This window comes from Nocardia sp. NPDC003999 (assembly GCF_053604885.1).
In genome coordinates this window covers 28,470-44,785 of sequence record NZ_JBSGIB010000025.1, presented here as the reverse complement: position 1 = coordinate 44,785, position 16,316 = coordinate 28,470, and the positions used below count along the sequence as shown (strand labels likewise).

Below are 16,316 nucleotides of genomic sequence, written 5' to 3'. Positions count from 1 at the left end.
CGCTGTCGCCGGTGCACTCGCGGGTCCGGCGGCCAGTCGGCGAATCAGCCCGCTGCGGTGCCGAACCACCGGGGCAGGTGTTCGAGCAGATCCTGCTGGTCTTCACCGACCCACGCCACGTGGCCGTCCGGCCGCAGCAGCACGGCGGGTACCTCCAGTTCCTCGCTGACATCGACGACGTGGTCCACCCGATCCGCCCACCCCGTTACCGAAAGCCAGCCGGTCTGGTCGAGCAGCAACCCACGCCCGCCGTGCATCAGTTCGTAGAGACGACCCCGCTTCAGCCCGACGTCCCGCATCCGCCGGCCGAGCAGGTCGTGCCCCTCGCCGAAGTCGTAGCGGACCCCGACCGCGGTGATGATCTCGGTGATATACCGGTTGACCTCCTCGAAGTCCATCAACTTCGAGAACAGCTCGCGCAGCGCGGTCGCGCCCGGATCGGTTCCCATCAGCGTGATCTGCGCGCGGGTGTTCTCCAGCACACGCGCGCCCACCGGGTGTCGTTCGGCGTGATAGGTGTCGAGCAGTCCCTCCGGCGCCCAGCCGTTCACCTCGGCGGCCAGTTTCCAGCCGAGGTTGAACGCGTCCTGGATGCCGAGGTTCATCCCTTGCCCGCCGGTCGGCGGATGGATGTGCGCAGCGTCGCCGGCCAGCAGCACCCGGTCGACCCGGTAACGCTCGGCCTGCCGCGTAGCGTCGCCGAAGCGGGACAGCGAGCGCGGGGAGTGCACCCCGAAGTCGGTGCCCGAGAACGCCCGCAGTTGCCGCTTGAACTCCTCCAGGGTCGGGGCCGCACGATCGTCCGACACGCCCTCGGCAGGCACGACGATACGGAACAGCCTTCCGTCGTCACCGGAGCGGGCGGCGCCGAACCGCTTCTGCGTTTTGTGGACTTCCTCGACGATCGCGGCCACCTTCGCCGGGTCCTCGGTCACCTCCATTTCACCGAGCAACGTCTCGACTTTGGTGGGTTCGCCGGGGAAGCCGACGCCGAGCAGTTTGCGCACCGTGCTGCGGCCGCCGTCGCAGCCGACGAGGTAGCGCGAGCGTAGTTGCGTGCCGTCGGCCAACGCGACGGTCACCCCGTGCTCGTCCTGACTCAGCCCCACCACTTCGCAGCCGCGCCGGATCTCGGCGCCGACCTCGAGGGCGTGCTCGTTGAGCAGCCGTTCGGTGACGGGCTGTGGAGTGGCGAGGCCGTACGGGTGCGCCGTGTCCAACCGTTCCGGCCACGGCTTGACGATGCCGCCGAAAAGACCGCCGACTTGGAACTTTTTACTGACCGCGAGGAACCGGTCCAGCAGGCCGCGCTGGTCCATCATCTCGACACTGCGCGCGTGTAGGCCCTGCCCCCGGGACAGCGTGGACGGTTCCGTCTCCTTCTCCAGTACCAGCGTGTGCACGCCGTGCAGCCGCAACTCGCTGACCAGCATCAAGCCGGTCGGTCCGCCGCCGACAATGATCACGTCAAACATGAACCGCCCATCCGTTGGTGTCGCATCTCGGCCAGCCGGTCCGGCGGAAATCCGCGAGCGCACGTGCCTCGCGAATCGCCGATTTCCGCAGGTTCTGGCTTCGGCCGAAGATTTTGCAGCACGACCCGGGCCTTGCCGCAAGTCCCCCAGTGCGATATATGTTAAAAGGGAAGAGCAATTGGTTCTTCCCCGTCCGCGCCCGGTATGGACATCGTGGCAGCACCCATCCCCCATTCGGCCAGTGCGTTCGCTTCGGTGTGGCAGGAAGCATCAACCCACGCGTCGGGTGGCCGGTCCATGCTTCTCGACCTCAGCATGCCTCGCAGGGTCGGCGCGTCCGCCGTGTAGATGAGCCGAAGCGGAATCTGCCGACAATATCCGGTCCGCAGCTGATGTGACCCACGAATACAGGGTCGTCCCAGCGGAATTGGCGACGGTGGCGCCCGGCTATTCGACGCCGAGCGCCACCTCGGTCGACTTGATGAGGACTTTGACGCGTGTGCCTTCGGTGAGTCGCAGGTCTTCGACTGCGTCGCGGGTGATCGAGGAGGTGATCTCGTCACCCCCGGTGAGCCGGACCCGGACCACGGCCATGGCTTCGCCGCGGGTGATCGAGACGACGGCGCCGTCAAGTTGATTGCGGGTAGATAGCTGCATGCCGGTGATGGTACGCACGCCCGGCCCGGGTGGCGGGGATTGCCGACGGGGGTGTCAGTAGGCGTCGCGGACGTGGCAACCGGCTACCTCACCTCCGCCCGAAACCGGGCTTGCTCGACACGACGGTGGATATGCCGTCCGCGTGCTCGAAATGTGCAGCGGGATGCTGTCCGTGCGGCTGCCGGAAGCGGTGAGTTCCGATCAGTATCGGTCGACGGCGGGCGGCGTCAACGTCGAATCACGCAGCGGCCCGATCGTTTCCTCGAACGCCTTCTGCCACGAACCGTCGGCCACCATTTGCTCGAGCGCGTCGTTGATCTTGTTCCGGGTTTCCTGGTCGCCCTTCTTCAGGCCGATACCGTACTTCTCGGTGGTGAACGTGTTGCCGACCAGCTTCAGTTCCCCTGACGTCTGCCCCGCGAAACCGGCGAGGATGATGTCGTCGGTGGTCACCACATCGACCGAACCGCGGCGCAGAGCTTCGATGCACTGCGAGTAGGTGTCGAGTTCCACCAGCTGAACATCTTTGGCGTAGTGATCCTTGACGTATTGCGCCGGGGTGGAGCCTTTGACCGAGCAAAGTTTCTTGTTGCCGTTCAGCGACTCGACACCGGTGATATCGGTGGTCTCCTTCTTCACCAGCAGCGCCTGCCCGGCCACGAAATACGGTCCGGCGAAGTCGACTTTCTCCTTGCGCGTGTCGGTTATCGAATAAGTGGCGACGATGAAGTCCACCTCGCCGTTCATGATCATCGTCTCCCGCCGGGCCGACGGCGTCTCTTTGAAGGTGATGCCGTCGGGCCGCACGCCGAGCTTGCTCGCTACGTACTTGGCGATCTCGACGTCATACCCTTGGTAGGAGCCGTCCGCTTCACGGAATCCGAGTCCTGGCTGGTCGAACTTGATGCCGATGGTCAGCTTGCCGTCCCGCACGTGATCGGCGGTGGTCGCGGGGTCGCTGCCGCCACCGCAGGCGGCGGCGACGAGGGCGACGGCGATCGCCCCGATACCGAGGCGAAGTGTTCGGGTGATCCTCATCGAATTCGGCTCCTTCTCACGCTGAGCTGCCGGTCCGGGGGCCGACGACACGTCATCTTTCCCGGAACATCGATCGCCCGGCTCGACTGCCCCTCCCGCCAGTGGAAAGTTCGGGGATGTGGCCGCACGCGCCGGAAGTGCACGGCGTCGTTCAGGCCGACGACGCGGCCCCGACGACCGTTATCGGCACTTCCGGGCTTTCACGAGACGGTTGGAAGTTGTCGCGCCACAGACGTACAAGCGACCACGCGGTTGCGCAGAGCAGCAGGCCGTTGCGCACTGCCAGGACCACTACTCCCGGTCCGCTTCCGGTGGCGACCCGGTCGTAGAGGAACGGGAACTCCACCTGACTCGCCAGTGCCGTCGCGAGTACCAGCACCAGCACAGGCCGCTGCGTGGTGCGCGGGTCGAGCGCGCAGACCGCGGCGACCCCGACCGCCCACACCAAGTACTGCGGGCTGAGCACCCGACTGGCCGCCAAGGCGAGGAGCACCGCCGCCAATGCCAGATCCGTCGCCGGAGGACGCACGCGCCACCAGGTGATCAGCAACACCGCGCCGCCGATGATCATGACGGCCACGCATCCCCTGGCCACGGCGGACACCGCAGGGCCGGACAGCTCCTCCGCCCCATAACGATGCACGATGGTCCAGCCGCCGTTCATCAGCCGAGCAACCAACAACGGTGTGGCAGCGACGGATTCGATCTGCAATCCCCGCTTCGACTGAAACTCCAGAAACGACCACGCGCCCGGACCCAACGCGGTCAATCCCGCCATCGCAACCAGACCGGCGCAGGCCGCCGCCGCGCTCATGCGCCACAGCGTCCGTCGGCGCAGCCCGAGCACGACCACCACCGGCCACAGTTTCAGCAACACACCCGCGGCGGCGGCCACGCCTGCCGCCGCCGGTCGGCGCGCTGACCACAACAGTGCCGCGATCGCGGTCGCGGCTACGATCAAATCGAATCGGCCGTAACAGACCCGGCCAAGCAAGGCCACTCCGAGCGTCCAAATCCACGGCCCGGCCTGCGCTGTCCGCAGCCCGTCAGCCCGCGCCGCCCTGATCAACAAGCTGAGCACACCGGCGTCCGCTGCCGCGACCAGCGCGAAGAACAACCAGTTGTAGCCCGACCCACCGCCGATCAGCCAGGGCACCACCAGCAACGCACCCGCCCCGGGCGGGTACTGCCAGCGTTCGTCGTTCAACGGGAAAGCGTTCTGGTGCACGATATGTTCGGCCCACGCGCCGTATAGGGTCAAGTCCGCCGCCGAGGCATCCCAGACGCTGTGCGGCAACGCCGTCACACCGGTGAACACCACCATCAGTAATCGAGTAACCACCCAAACGACCCACAACCTCGACACCGACGACAGCTCGCGCACAAGGTCGCAGCCTAACCGTCCTGCGCAATGAGCAAGGCGCCCACGGGTATTCGCAGACGACGATGGTCTTACATTCCGGTTCGTGCGGTGATGCGGCCTTCCTGGATCGCGCGCTCGAGTTCGGCATGGTCGCGCGCGTTCTGGTCGGCGTAGGTTTCGGCGTATTCCGCCACGGCATGGTCGAACTCGTCTGTCGTGCCGAGGTACGAAGCGATCGCTATCCGGTCGCCCGCGCGGGCGTGTGCGTAAGCCAGCACCCGCCCGCACAGTCGGCCGTAGAGTCGCAGTCCCTTGGGACCCATGGTCTCGATCACCGCCGAGCCCTTGCCGTCGCGTAGCTGCCGGAAGTAGAAGTCCCGCTGCTCGCCGTCGATGTCGGGACCGTGTTGCCAGCCCAGCAGGATGTCGCTCGCCGCCTGCATCAGCCGCTGCCCACGCACTACCCGCTCCCCCTGGTTCGGATACGACGGGCCCGCCAGATACCGTGCCAATACCGACGGTTGGGCCTCTTTCGCCTGCAGAAACAACGGATCCCCGTCGACTCCCAGCATCAGGACGATCCAAGCGCGGGTGCCCACGCTCCCCACGCCGACCACCTTGCGCGCGGCTTGCGCGAACTCGAATTGGTCCAGCAGCGCGCGGCGATTGTCCTGCAGAGTCGCACGGTAATCGCTGAGACGTTGGCGTAGTTCGCGATACAGCTGCTCGGCGTCGACATCGGCGAAGAGTTCCTCGAGCGGGACGAGCAGGGGCGGATCGCTGATGATCCGCGGCCTGCCGTCGACACGGGTGGTCAGCTTCGCCAGGGCGTGGTGGCTGTCGTGCGTCCGCGACTTCGCGAGCGCCTTGCGCACCCGCTCCTGGGTCGAGGTGTCCAGCTCGTCGCGCAATTCGGGCAATTCGGCCGTGGGATCGATGCGCGAGTACCACACGGCTGTGGTGCTCCGCTCGGCTTGGTCCCGCATCGTGGTCCGGTATTCCGCCGCACACGCTAGCGTGACTTTCAGCCGCTGTTTGGCGGAGAAGCCGTTCTCTCCGGCGGCGACCGCCAGGCTGGTGACGAGCCGTTTGACATCCCATTCGAACGGACCGGGGTATGTCTCGTCGAAATCGTTGATGTCGAAGGCCAGGCGGCGTTCGGGTGTCGCGAAGATTCCGAAATTGCTCAGGTGGGCATCACCGCACAGTTGAGTGTGCAGCCCCGTCGTGGGCGCTCGGGACAGATCGTCCGCCATGACCAGGGCCGCGCCGCGATAAAAGGCGAACGGTGAGTTCGCCATGCGGCCGTACCGCACCGGAACCAGTTCCGGAATCCTGGATCGAGCCTGCCGATCGAGCAGGTCGACCGGGTCCCTGCCGGTGGCGTCGTGTTCGGCGAGAGCGGCGAAAGGGGTAGTTCGCCGAGCGGATTCACCCTGCTCGGCACGTTCGGCGCGGGTGGCGATCCGATCGTTCACCGCGGCCGTCCGGTGGGTCACGGTGCGACCGGCTCGAACGGGCGCGTTTCATCGTGACCGAGACGGACGACGCCTGCCGACGATTCCTGGACTTCGTTCCACGCTCCCGGCAGGTCACGCAGCGGCTCGGAGACCACGAACCGGGCCTCCTCCCCCAGCCCGCGGAGAGATTTCACCTCCGGATGCAGGGCGCGCACTTTCGCGACATCGTTGGAATAGAACAGCGATCGCGTCTGCCGCTCGGTGGAATACCGGAAGAACCACATGGATTCGCCGTCGGTGGTCGCGACGGTCATCTGTACCGGAGCCTCGACCTCGTGCGCCCGGCCGACGTCTTCGACGAGGCCGACCGCGCGGGCGACCGCCTCGAACGGATCGTGGACGAGCCCGAAGGTCAGGGCAAGGAAGAAGAGCAACTCGGAATCGGTAGATCCCTCGATATCGGCGAACAGGAGCGGATCGACCGCCGTCATCAGATCACGCTTGCACTGCCGGAACCCGCGCAGCGCTCCGTTGTGCATCCACAACCAGTGCCCGTGCCGGAACGGGTGACAGTTGCTGCGCTGCACCGAGGTCCCGGTCGACGCGCGCACGTGCGCGAAGAACAGCGAGGTGCGCACCGCGGACGCGATCTCCCGCAAGTTGCGGTCGTTCCACGCCGGTTCGGTGTTCTTGAACACCGAAGGTCGCGGGCCATCGCCGTACCAGCCGATCCCGAAGCCGTCACCGTTCGTGGTCGTCGCACCCAGTTGGGAGTGCAAGCTCTGGTCGATCAACGAATGCGTCGGCCGGAACAAAAGGTCCTCGGCCCGGATCGGCTCCCCTGAATAAGCCATCCACCTGCACATATATCGATTGAAGCAGAGCAGGCGTGGTTCGGCCACAGCATCCGCGCGATCAGTGGGTCATGATCACCTTGACCACCACGACGGTGGTGGCCGCAACCGCCAGCAGCAGGGCCTCGAGCAAGGTCGAACGCCGGGGACGCGCACCGTTGAGCCGCTCGATGACGAACACGATTCCGCCGATCCGGATCAGCATGACCACCTCCGCGAGCAGCTGCGCAGTGCGCGGTTCGAGCCATCCGAGACCGGCGATGCCGAGGATCACGCAAGGTAGCACCGCCGAGCTGAGGATCGGCACGGAGTCCCGCATGTCCATCCAGCGCTCCCGAGCGGAGATCGGACGGTTCTGCTGGACGCTCTGGCCGACCCCTTCGGCGAAAGAGTGTGCGATGAACGTCGAGAAAGCCGTCCCGAGGACGATCAAGATGCCGACGTGTTCGGCGGAGGTCGTCACCGGTATCAGCGCCGCGAGTATCAGCACGTTCCCGTAGACGTAGGCGCTGATCCGGCTGGCCGCATTGCGGCGGTCCAGCGGAGCGCTCCGGGAGAACAGCGGTCCGTGTAGGAATGCATGTCTGCTGGCTTCCATCGACCTCCCACCGAGTTCGTCGCCGGGCCATCCGTCTTTCCGAGTCGTGCCGAGCCCGCGGCAAGACCTACTAAATAGTAGCCAGAAGATCGCTGGGGATTATGCTGAACACCGGCGCACGGCGACGTGTGCGGCCTCTGTTGTTCCAGGTTTTCGGTACGTCCCATGCGGATCGGGCAAGACGCCCCGTCAGACCGATGCATCGCTCCGTGCATCGCCGATGAGAGAGGTGACCGGCAAATGTCAGCAACTAATGACCATTCCGTCAAGCAGGCGGTCGCGGCCACTACTTCGATCGGCGCCGCGGTCCTGCTGTTGGCCGCTGGGCTCCTGTCGATCTTCCAGGGGATCTCCGCGATCGCCAAGGACGATCTTCTGGTCTCCGGAACGAATTACACCTATCAGTTCAGTACCACCACCTGGGGGTGGATCCATCTCGTTCTCGGCGTCTTGGTCGTGATCGCGGCGGTCGGGCTGATCGCCGGCGCTATGTGGGCGAGGGTCACAGCGGTGTTCCTCGCCGCGCTGTCGATCCTGGCCAACTTCCTGTGGCTGCCGTACTACCCGTGGTGGTCGACCATTGTCATCGCCTTGGACGTCGTCGTGATCTGGGCGGTCACGACCTGGGAGCCGAGCCGCATGTGACCGGCAGCGGCCGCGGTGCCGGTGCGGGTCAGGTGTCGCGCGACGCCACGGGCGGCGCCGACACCGTGCGGCGGGGCAGCAGCGCCGCGGCGAGCAGTCCGCCGAGGCCGATCGCGGCGAGAACGCTCATCGCGGCCGCGTAGGCGTGACCGCCGGGATCGGCGACCAGGATGGTCCCGGCCACCGCGGTACCGAGCGAGGAACCGAGGTTGGACACGCTGCGCGACAACCCCGAGATCTCGCCCTGCAGTTCCTCACCGAAGCTGGACTGCACCACGTTGACCGACGGGGTGAGCATCACGCCGAGGCCGAGCCCGATCAACAACAGTCCGGGGGCGAACGCCCACGGGTTCAGCGCGCTGCCCGCCAATGCCAGCAGCACCACCACGCCGATGATGGTCACCAGGTAACCACCCATGATGAGGGTGCGCGCGGCGCGGCGCCTCGCCAGTCGTCCGGCCGACAGTGACGAGACCAGCAGGCCGATGGTGGCGGCGGTGAAGATGACGCCGGTCTCGATGGCGTTGTATCCGCGCACAACCTGCAGATACGCCGAGACGACGAACGAGGTGCCCATCAACAGCAACCACTGGATGTTCTGGGTGACCAGGCCGAGGTTCGACGTGCGGTTGCGGAACAAGCCGGTCGACAGCAGCGGCTCATGCCCGGCGCGCTCCTTGTTGCGGCAAGAGACGAAGAACCAGGCGAGGAACATCGCACCGAGTGCCAGCAGCGCCAGCATCAACCAGAAATTGTCGTCGGCGGCCAGAATGCCCATGACGAACAGGGTCAGGCCGACCGCCGACAGAATCGCGCCCCCGAGATCGAAAGGCCGCGTGGGGTCCGCGGGCAGCGGGTCGGTAATGCGGCGGCTGAGCAGGATGATCGCCACGATGACGAGAGCCTGGAAGCCGAAGGCGGCGCGCCAGCTCAGCCCGGAGGTGATGAGTCCGCCGATCAACGGTCCGGCCGCGGCGCCGATGCCGCCCATGGCCATGATGGCGCCGAAGGCCCGTGCGCGAGACGTCGTCTCGGTGAACAGCAGGGTGCTGAGGATATAGACCGGTGGGATCAGCAGCGCGGTGCCGACACCTTCGAGGATCGAATTGCCCAGGATCAGCGCACCGAGCGCCGGTGCGAGAGCGCTGAGCACGGCGCCGACGCCGTAGACGGCCAAGCCGACGACGAAACATCGCTTGCGACCGTATCGGTCGGTGAGCTTTCCGCCGGGGATCATCAGCGCGGCCATCACCAGCAGGAAGATCGTGATCGTCACCTGCACCCCGTGCACGGTGGTGTTCAGGTCGGCGCTGATGTCGGTGATCATCACGTTCATGTTCGAACCGGCGAAGCTACAGATGAACTGCGCCAGCGCGAGGGGAAGCAGCACCCCGCGCGGTCTGGACCCGGTCGTCTCCGCCATCCGCGCGCCCCGGGTCAGGAACCGTCCGGCCGAGCTTCGGCTCGGTCGAGCTGTTCATCCAGCGCCATCGCCGCGGCGACCAAGGCCAGGTGCGTGAACGCCTGTGGGAAGTTGCCCAATTGCTCGCCGGACGGGCCGATCTCCTCGGCGAAGAGACCGACGTGATTGGCGTAGGTGAGCATCTTGTCGAACGCGTAGCGGGCTTGGGTCAATCGCCCAGCACGGGCCAGCGCCTCCACATATAGGAAACTGCACAGATTGAACGTGCCCTCGACGCCGCGTAAGCCGTCCGGGGAGGCTTCGGGGTCGTAACGGTAGACCAGGCTGTCGCTGACCAATTCCTCGTCCATCGCGTCGAGCGTGCTCAACCACGCCGGATCCTGCGAGGACAGGAAGCCCATCCGCGGCATGAGCAGCAGCGACGCATCCAGCACCTCGGTGGCGTAGTGCTGCACGAACGCCTGCCGCTTCGAGCTCCAGCCGCGCTCGATGATCTGGTTGAACACGGCGTCCCGTTCCCGTGTCCAGCGCGCGACGTCCGCGGGCCGAGAGTGTTCGATCGCCAGCCGTACACCGCGATCGAACGCGACCCAGGTCATGAGACGGCTGTAGGTGAATTCCTGTTGACCACCACGAGTTTCCCAAATCCCCTCGTCGCGCCGGTCCCAGTTCTCGGTGAGCCAGTCGATCAGGTTCGCGATCGCCCGCCAGCCCGAGATTCCGCCGATATCGGACATCTGCGCCAGCGCGTCGGCCGCCTCACCGTAGATGTCGAGCTGGATCTGATCGGCCGCCGCGTTACCGACCCGCACCGGCGCCGATCCGCGGTAACCCTCCAGATGAGAGAGAATCTCCTCTTCCAGTCGAGGATCGCCATCGATGCGATACATGATCTGCAACGGCTCACCAGAAGTGGTGTCACCGGCTTCCAGCCGCTCGCGCAACCAGCGCCGGAAGGCATACGCCTCTTCGGCGAAACCCAAATCGTTCAGCGCCCGCACCGACAGGGACGCATCCCGGATCCAGGTATAGCGGTAATCCCAGTTGCGTTCGCCGCCCACCTGCTCGGGCAGCCCCATGGTTGCCGCGGCGATCGGCGCCCCGGTGGGCGCATACGTCAGCAGCTTCAGCGTGATCGCCGAACGATTGACCATGTCCCGCCAGCGACCCCGATACGTGGACGATCGTAACCACGTCTGCCAGAACGCGCGGCACGCGTCCAACTCCGCGAGCACAGCCTGCCGCTCCGGGGGCGCCGGTGCGGCGCCCCCGCTGTCCGTGCTCGTCAACACGAGCACCGCCGTCTCCCCTGCCGAAAGGGTGAACTGCGCGGACACATCATCCCCTTCGGCGCGCAACGCCACCGGGTCGGTTGCCTGCAGGCGCAGATCGGTGCCCGGCCCGCGAAAGGTCACCGACCGGTGATCGTGCACTGTGAGGGTGTGGGCGGCGCGCGCATAGTCGAACCGTGGTCGGCAGCTGAGCGCGAACGGCAGAGTGCCCCGCACCACCCGCGCAATCCGCACCAGCCGATGCCGGTCGATCGGGGCGCGATCACGGATCGGCTCCATGAAATCGATGACTTCGCCGACCCCGCTCTCGGCCATGAACCGGGTGACCAGCACGGCCGTGTCCGACAGGTACAGCTGACGAATCGTCACCTCCGCCTCGGCCAGATCGGCAGACAACTGACAGCTACCACCACGCTCGCTGTCGAGCAGTGCGGCGAAGACGCTCGGCGAGTCGAATCGCGGAGTACACCACCAGTTGATGGTGCCCACCGAGGACACCAACGCCACGGTCTGTAGATCACCGACAATGCCGTGCTCCGCGATCGGTGGATACGCGTTCATGGCAATCCTCCAGTGGCATCGACCGAACGGACAACTCAGCCCAGCGCAACCGATCGCCGCATCCCTCATTCGAGAGATGCGACCCTCACAGTGTGCTCCATGCCGACCGAAAAAGTGAACAGCTTATACATAGCAAATCTGAAACAGGCGACTACGGCGTATCGCCCCGACCTACCCGCGCCTGTCGCTCAGCTCGCTTCCGACTAGACAGCCGCAGCGGAGACCATCGGCTTGCAATTGGCCGCAGCGCATCTCGGCGGCTCGACCGACGACACGGCGGCTGGACGCGGCCACTGGATCATGCCGGGTAGGAACGAGTTTCGGTGGCCTTCACCGCAGCCCACAGCCGCTGGCCCGGACGCAGTCGCAGCTCGGCGACGGTGGCCGGTGTGATGTCGGCGAGCACGGGCGGCGCGCCGTCGAGACGAATCCGGGTGATGTGCGCGTGTTGCTCGATGCCGGTGATCGTGACCGGCCAGCTGTTGCGGGGGCTGCCGACGGGTTGTTCCGGATGCAGGCCCACCGCGTTCGGGCCGAAGGCCACATGGACTCGCCCCTCCGCGGGTTCGGCGATGGTGAGGCTGCCGCCACCGTCCAGGTCGACAGTCGTGCCGCGAGCCGTGCCGCGGTAGAGGTTGAGGCCCATCAAAGTCGCCACGTAGTCCGAGCGTGGTCTCGCCGCGACCTGCGCGGGCGGTCCTTGCTGGACGATCTTGCCGTCTTCGAGGATGATCAGCCGGTCGGCGAGGACCATGGCGTCGAGAGGGTCGTGGGTCACCAGAACGGTGTGGCCGGGGTAGTCGCGCAGATGGTGGGCGAGGTCCGAGCGCACTTGGACCCTGGTACCGGCGTCGAGTGCCGCGAGTGGCTCGTCGAGCAGCAACAGCTGCGGTTCGGTGGCCAGCGCGCGGGCCAAGGCGACCCGTTGCGCCTGTCCTCCGGACAGTGCCCGGGGTTTGCGAAGTGCGTAATCGGCCAGTCCGACCCGCGCGAGCCATTCGGTGGCCCGCTCCCGCGCGACGGCACGCCGACATCCGCGGGCGCGCAGCCCGAATGCGACATTCTCCAGTGCCGACAGATGCCCGAACAACAGGTAGTCCTGGAACACGACGCCTACCTGTCGGCGTTCGGCGGGCACGAACGCCGACGGTGGGGCGTCCCAGGTGGTTCCGTCCAGCCGGATGTGCCCGCCCGTCAGCGCGATCAGCCCCGACAGGGCTCGCAGGGCAGTGGTCTTGCCCGCCCCGTTCGGTCCCAGCAGAGCGGTCACCTCGCCCGGTGCGGCGGCGAGAGGCAGTTCGAGCGCGAAATGCCCTCGGTCGATCCGTAGGTCGGCCTCCAAGCTCATATCGCTCCCCGGATCCACCGTTCGCGCAACGCGACCAACACGGTGACCGAGACGGCCAGCAGAACGAGGCTGAGCACGATCGCGGCGTCCGGATCGGTCTCCAGCGCGAGATAGACCGCCAGCGGCATAGTGGTGGTGCGGCCGGGGAAGTTACCGGCGAAGGTGATGGTGGCGCCGAACTCACCGAGCGCGCGGGCCCAGCACAGCACCGCGCCCGCGACCACTCCGGGCAACACCGACGGCAGGGTCACCCGGCGGAAGGTGTACCAGCGGGTGGCGCCGAGCGTGGCGGCCGCCTCCTCGAAGCGAGGATCGGCCGCCCGCAGCGCTCCTTCGACGGAGATCACCAGGAAAGGCATGGCCACGAATGCCTCGGCCACGATCACCCCGGCGGTGGTGAAGGGCAGTGAGACACCGAACCATTCGTAGAGATACCGCCCGATCAGCCCGCGCCGTCCCAGCACCAGCAGCAGTGCGACACCGCCGACCACCGGCGGCAGCACGAGCGGTACGGTGACCAAGGCGCGGATCAGCCCGTGCCCCGGCAGTTCGGCGCGCGCCAGCACCCAGGCCAGCGGAATGCCGAGGACCAAGCAGATCGCCGTGGCCGCGGTCGCGCACACCAGCGAAAGCCGCAGTGCCTGGCCGACTTCGACGCTGAACAACCGATCCGGCATGGTCGCCCACGGCGCTCGCGCCAGCAACCCGATGAGCGGTACGACGAGAAACGCCAGCCCGCAGCCTGCGGGCAGCATCAGCGCGACCGGTCGCCGCCCGAGCACCGCCCGCCGCCGCGAGGGCACGATCACGGCGTGTCGAATCCCGCCGCGGCGAAGACCGTCTCGGCCTTGTCCGAGGTCACGAAGTCGACGAACGCCGCCGCGGCGGCCGCGTTCGGCGCGTGCGCCAGCGGCGCTACCGGGTAGTCGTTGATCGCCTTGCCGGACTCCGGGAAATCGATGCCCTCGACCTTGTCGCCCGCCGCCTTCACGTCGGTGCGGTATACCAGCGCCGCGTCGACCTCGCCGAGCGTCACCTTGGTCAGCACCGCCTTCACGTCCTGCTCGCGGGTATCGGGTTGCGGAGTGATGTTCGCGGTCTCGAACACCGTCTTGGCCGCCGCGCCGCAAGGCACCTGCTCCGCGCACAGCGCGAGCTTGGGCTCGGTTCTGCCGAAATCGGCCAACCCGGTGATGTGTCCCGGGTTGTCCTTGGGCACCGCGATCTCGAGCCTGTTGCGCACGAAGGTGACCGGCGCGGCGGTGACTTCCCCCTTGTCGCGGAGCTGCTGCATGTTCTTCGGCGCCGCCGAGGCGAACACGTCGGCCGGTGCGCCTCGATTGATCTGTTCGGCGAGCGCCGAACTCGCGCCGAAGCTGTAGATCACCTTCACGCCCGGGTGCGCGGCCTCGAACTGTTTGCCGAGTTCGGTGAACGTCTCGGTCAGCGAGGCGGCGGCGAACACGGTCACCGTGCCCGAGACATGCTCGGCGCCGGTGTGTTCGGTCGTGTCGTCCGAACCACAGCCGGCCGCGGTCACCACGGCCAGCACCGTCGCGGTGGCGACACCCCACTTGCGAATCATCCTCATCCTCGTCAACTTTCCGGTATCTCCACGACGACGTGCGTGGACTTCACCGATGCGACAGCGACGCTGCCGACTTCCAGACCGAGCTCGTCCACCGATTCCCGGCTCAGCAACGACACCAGCCGGAACGGTCCGGCGTGCATCTCCACCTGCGCCATCACCGTGTCCTTGACCACCCGGGTCACGATCCCGCGCATCCGGTTGCGGGCCGACGCCGCGACCGTCGCACCGGGTGCGGGCGCCTCGGCAGTGGCGCGCAGGAACTCGGCGAGCTCGCGGCCGCTGACACCCTTGCGGCCGTTGTCCAGCTGAATCGCGGTCAGACGGCCCTGATCGATCCATCGGCGCACCGTGTCGTCGCTGACACCCAGCAACGCGGCTGCCTCACTGATCCGTAGATTCGACACAAGCGACAGTTTATTGCCGCATTCACGGTAAAGATAGTTCGGTCAGATCCGCTACTTCGAGTACTCTCGTTCGCCCGCGCCCGGCGGCTTCTCGTGACGGCAGGGCGTTGTCGATGTCTTCACAAGCCGGACTGCGCCGCGGTGCGGCGCACCTACCCGTCGGTGTGGAGCGTTCCTGTCGATGCGGCAATCCGACGGCTATACGGTCGTGGTAGGCCACCGCTCGCGCAGTCGTGGCGCATGGCAGACGACAAGGAACCCGAGCGACATGTCGATATCGAAGAAGGCGCATCCGGACGCGTGCACGCAGGAATTGGTGGCCGCCTGCCGTGCGGAGATCCCCGCGCTGACCGATCGGCTGATCTCGGAGATCTTCACCGAAAACCCCGAATGGACCGATTATTCGCGGGTACCCCGCGCGGATCTGGTCGACGGCTGCCGCCGGTACGTAACCCGCATCCTCGACCGGTTGGGTGCTCCGACGACCGCGTTCGACGACGATGTCGCCGCGTCCATCGGCCGCCGCCGTGCCGAGCAGGGCGTGCCGCTGGAAGCCATGTTGCGCACGTTCCGGCTCGGCGGCCGGATCGTCTGGGAGGTCCTGCTCGACCGAGCGGACGATCTCGCTCCCGGCGAGATCCGCGCGGCGGGCACCGCGTTGTGGGCCGTGATCGACGGGCTGTCCACGTCGCTGGTCACGTCCTACCGGAATACCGAATTGGAGCAGTTGCGCAGCGACGAACGCCGTCGGCACGCCCTGATCGAGGACCTGCTCGCCGGCCGGGGCAACGACACCACCTTCGCCGCGCGCGCCGCGCGTGAGTTGAACCTTCCGGCCGGTAGCGACTATCTCGTCGTCGTCGCCTGCGGTGCGGGCGAGGCGATGCACACCGGCACCGAAGTGGCCTTGGCTGCGGTCGGCATTCGTTCGGTGTGGCACGATCGCGTCGACTCGACGGTCGGGCTGATAGCGGTCGAGCGCCACGACGTCGCCTCGGTGTTGCGACGGATCGAACCGCACGTTCGCGGACGAGCAGGCGCCTCGCCGACCGTCGGCGGCCTGGCGCAGGTCGGCACCGCACACGGCTGGGCACTGCTCACCCTGCAAACCTTGCCCGAGGACGCGACGGGACTCGTGCCGCTGCACCAACGCTTCCAACATGCGCTGTTGCTGCGCTCGACCGACGTGACCGACATGCTGGTCGCCCACACCCTCGGTCCGGTACTCGCACTGCCCGCCGCCGAGCGCACGACCTTGCTCGACACGCTCGCGGCATGGTTGGCGCACGACTGCTCGGCGGCCCATGCGGCGACACGGCTGCACTGCCACCGCAATACCGTGATCAACCGCCTCCATCGCGTCTCGACCTTGCTCGGCCGCCCGCTCGAAGGCCAGCGCAGCTATGTGGAACTGTCGCTGGCCCTGGCCGCCCTCGACCTCGACCGGCCGGCGGAGAGAGCCTGATCCGACCTCATCGGATTGGGCGCTGCGCCCAATCCGACGATTGCACTACTGGGCTTCGTGGCAATTGTCTGTGCACTTCGCTACGGCAACACTCGATAGCGATGATTCGCCCCACAACCGGAGGCGGATCGGATCATCGAGG

Annotated in this window: 15 protein-coding genes; 2 read left to right on the top strand and 13 right to left on the bottom strand. The window is 66.8% G+C overall.

The window, feature by feature from the left end; translation table 11 throughout:
* Positions 1 to 44: 44 nt before the first annotated feature.
* From rox to ACWESM_RS31895, 7 genes are all read right to left on the bottom strand, one after another.
* Positions 45 to 1,475, bottom strand: a complete 1,431-nt coding sequence (rox, locus tag ACWESM_RS31925) for a rifampin monooxygenase (protein ID WP_452494948.1) — start codon at positions 1,473 to 1,475, stop codon at positions 45 to 47.
* Positions 1,476 to 1,922: 447 nt separating this feature from the next.
* Positions 1,923 to 2,132: a TOBE domain-containing protein gene (locus ACWESM_RS31920; protein WP_355073881.1), complete on the bottom strand. Its 210-nt coding sequence runs from the start codon at positions 2,130 to 2,132 to the stop codon at positions 1,923 to 1,925.
* Positions 2,133 to 2,333: 201 nt separating this feature from the next.
* A complete protein-coding gene (locus tag ACWESM_RS31915; RefSeq protein WP_452494946.1) occupies positions 2,334 to 3,170 on the bottom strand; it encodes a glutamate ABC transporter substrate-binding protein in 837 nt (278 codons plus the stop codon).
* A 151-nt stretch (positions 3,171 to 3,321) separates the two neighbouring features.
* Entirely contained in the window at positions 3,322 to 4,494 is a 1,173-nt protein-coding gene (locus ACWESM_RS31910; RefSeq protein ID WP_452494944.1) for a glycosyltransferase 87 family protein, read from the bottom strand.
* Positions 4,495 to 4,622: 128 nt separating this feature from the next.
* Entirely contained in the window at positions 4,623 to 6,032 is a 1,410-nt protein-coding gene (locus tag ACWESM_RS31905; RefSeq protein WP_452494942.1) for a DUF2252 domain-containing protein, read from the bottom strand.
* Positions 6,029 to 6,847 carry a class II glutamine amidotransferase gene (locus ACWESM_RS31900; RefSeq protein WP_452494940.1) on the bottom strand — a complete coding sequence of 273 codons (819 nt, stop codon included), beginning with the start codon at positions 6,845 to 6,847 and terminating at the stop codon, positions 6,029 to 6,031. The genes ACWESM_RS31905 and ACWESM_RS31900 overlap by 4 nt, the downstream gene beginning before the upstream one ends.
* Before the next feature lie 61 nt (positions 6,848 to 6,908).
* Positions 6,909 to 7,445, bottom strand: a complete 537-nt coding sequence (locus ACWESM_RS31895) for a hypothetical protein (RefSeq protein WP_356964288.1) — start codon at positions 7,443 to 7,445, stop codon at positions 6,909 to 6,911.
* Positions 7,446 to 7,685: 240 nt separating this feature from the next.
* On the opposite strand from ACWESM_RS31895, the gene ACWESM_RS31890 reads away from it, so the two are divergent.
* Positions 7,686 to 8,090 carry a DUF7144 family membrane protein gene (locus tag ACWESM_RS31890; RefSeq protein WP_452494938.1) on the top strand — a complete coding sequence of 135 codons (405 nt, stop codon included), beginning with the start codon at positions 7,686 to 7,688 and terminating at the stop codon, positions 8,088 to 8,090.
* A 28-nt stretch (positions 8,091 to 8,118) separates the two neighbouring features.
* Here ACWESM_RS31890 and ACWESM_RS31885 read toward each other — a convergent pair whose 3' ends face one another.
* From ACWESM_RS31885 to ACWESM_RS31860, 6 genes are all read right to left on the bottom strand, one after another.
* Positions 8,119 to 9,513 (bottom strand): MFS transporter, encoded by a 1,395-nt coding sequence (locus ACWESM_RS31885; RefSeq protein ID WP_364426248.1) that lies wholly within the window; start codon positions 9,511 to 9,513, stop codon positions 8,119 to 8,121.
* 14 nt (positions 9,514 to 9,527) lie between these two features.
* Entirely contained in the window at positions 9,528 to 11,435 is a 1,908-nt protein-coding gene (locus ACWESM_RS31880) for a glycoside hydrolase family 15 protein (RefSeq protein WP_397277838.1), read from the bottom strand.
* A gap of 229 nt (positions 11,436 to 11,664) precedes the next feature.
* The gene (locus tag ACWESM_RS31875) at positions 11,665 to 12,714 is read right to left on the bottom strand and encodes an ABC transporter ATP-binding protein (RefSeq protein ID WP_355073895.1); all 1,050 of its coding nucleotides are present in this window, start codon (positions 12,712 to 12,714) and stop codon (positions 11,665 to 11,667) included.
* Complete coding sequence (modB, locus tag ACWESM_RS31870; RefSeq protein ID WP_452494997.1) at positions 12,711 to 13,469, bottom strand: molybdate ABC transporter permease subunit; 759 nt, start codon at positions 13,467 to 13,469, stop codon at positions 12,711 to 12,713. The genes ACWESM_RS31875 and modB overlap by 4 nt, the downstream gene beginning before the upstream one ends.
* A gap of 50 nt (positions 13,470 to 13,519) precedes the next feature.
* The gene (gene modA / locus ACWESM_RS31865; protein WP_452494935.1) at positions 13,520 to 14,299 is read right to left on the bottom strand and encodes a molybdate ABC transporter substrate-binding protein; all 780 of its coding nucleotides are present in this window, start codon (positions 14,297 to 14,299) and stop codon (positions 13,520 to 13,522) included.
* Positions 14,300 to 14,310: 11 nt separating this feature from the next.
* Positions 14,311 to 14,709: a TOBE domain-containing protein gene (locus tag ACWESM_RS31860; RefSeq protein ID WP_452494933.1), complete on the bottom strand. Its 399-nt coding sequence runs from the start codon at positions 14,707 to 14,709 to the stop codon at positions 14,311 to 14,313.
* 268 nt (positions 14,710 to 14,977) lie between these two features.
* Between ACWESM_RS31860 and ACWESM_RS31855 the strand changes: the two genes are divergently transcribed.
* Positions 14,978 to 16,174: a PucR family transcriptional regulator gene (locus ACWESM_RS31855; RefSeq protein ID WP_452494931.1), complete on the top strand. Its 1,197-nt coding sequence runs from the start codon at positions 14,978 to 14,980 to the stop codon at positions 16,172 to 16,174.
* Positions 16,175 to 16,316: the final 142 nt, after the last annotated feature.

Bases quoted from the DNA above. Each gene is read 5' to 3' on its own strand.
- ACWESM_RS31920 (WP_355073881.1), bottom strand. From the start codon at position 2,132: ATGCAGCTATCTACCCGCAATCAACTTGACGGCGCCGTCGTCTCGATC.
- ACWESM_RS31885 (WP_364426248.1), bottom strand. From the start codon at position 9,513: ATGGCGGAGACGACCGGGTCCAGACCGCGCGGGGTGCTGCTTCCCCTC.
- modB (WP_452494997.1), bottom strand. From the start codon at position 13,469: ATGCTGCCCGCAGGCTGCGGGCTGGCGTTTCTCGTCGTACCGCTCATC.
- ACWESM_RS31910 (WP_452494944.1), bottom strand. From the start codon at position 4,494: ATGGTGGTGTTCACCGGTGTGACGGCGTTGCCGCACAGCGTCTGGGAT.
- ACWESM_RS31900 (WP_452494940.1), bottom strand. From the start codon at position 6,847: ATGGCTTATTCAGGGGAGCCGATCCGGGCCGAGGACCTTTTGTTCCGG.
- ACWESM_RS31915 (WP_452494946.1), bottom strand. From the start codon at position 3,170: ATGAGGATCACCCGAACACTTCGCCTCGGTATCGGGGCGATCGCCGTC.
- ACWESM_RS31895 (WP_356964288.1), bottom strand. From the start codon at position 7,445: ATGGAAGCCAGCAGACATGCATTCCTACACGGACCGCTGTTCTCCCGG.
- ACWESM_RS31855 (WP_452494931.1), top strand. From the start codon at position 14,978: ATGTCGATATCGAAGAAGGCGCATCCGGACGCGTGCACGCAGGAATTG.
- modA (WP_452494935.1), bottom strand. From the start codon at position 14,299: ATGATTCGCAAGTGGGGTGTCGCCACCGCGACGGTGCTGGCCGTGGTG.
- ACWESM_RS31890 (WP_452494938.1), top strand. From the start codon at position 7,686: ATGTCAGCAACTAATGACCATTCCGTCAAGCAGGCGGTCGCGGCCACT.
- ACWESM_RS31880 (WP_397277838.1), bottom strand. From the start codon at position 11,435: ATGAGGGATGCGGCGATCGGTTGCGCTGGGCTGAGTTGTCCGTTCGGT.
- ACWESM_RS31875 (WP_355073895.1), bottom strand. From the start codon at position 12,714: ATGAGCTTGGAGGCCGACCTACGGATCGACCGAGGGCATTTCGCGCTC.
- rox (WP_452494948.1), bottom strand. From the start codon at position 1,475: ATGTTTGACGTGATCATTGTCGGCGGCGGACCGACCGGCTTGATGCTG.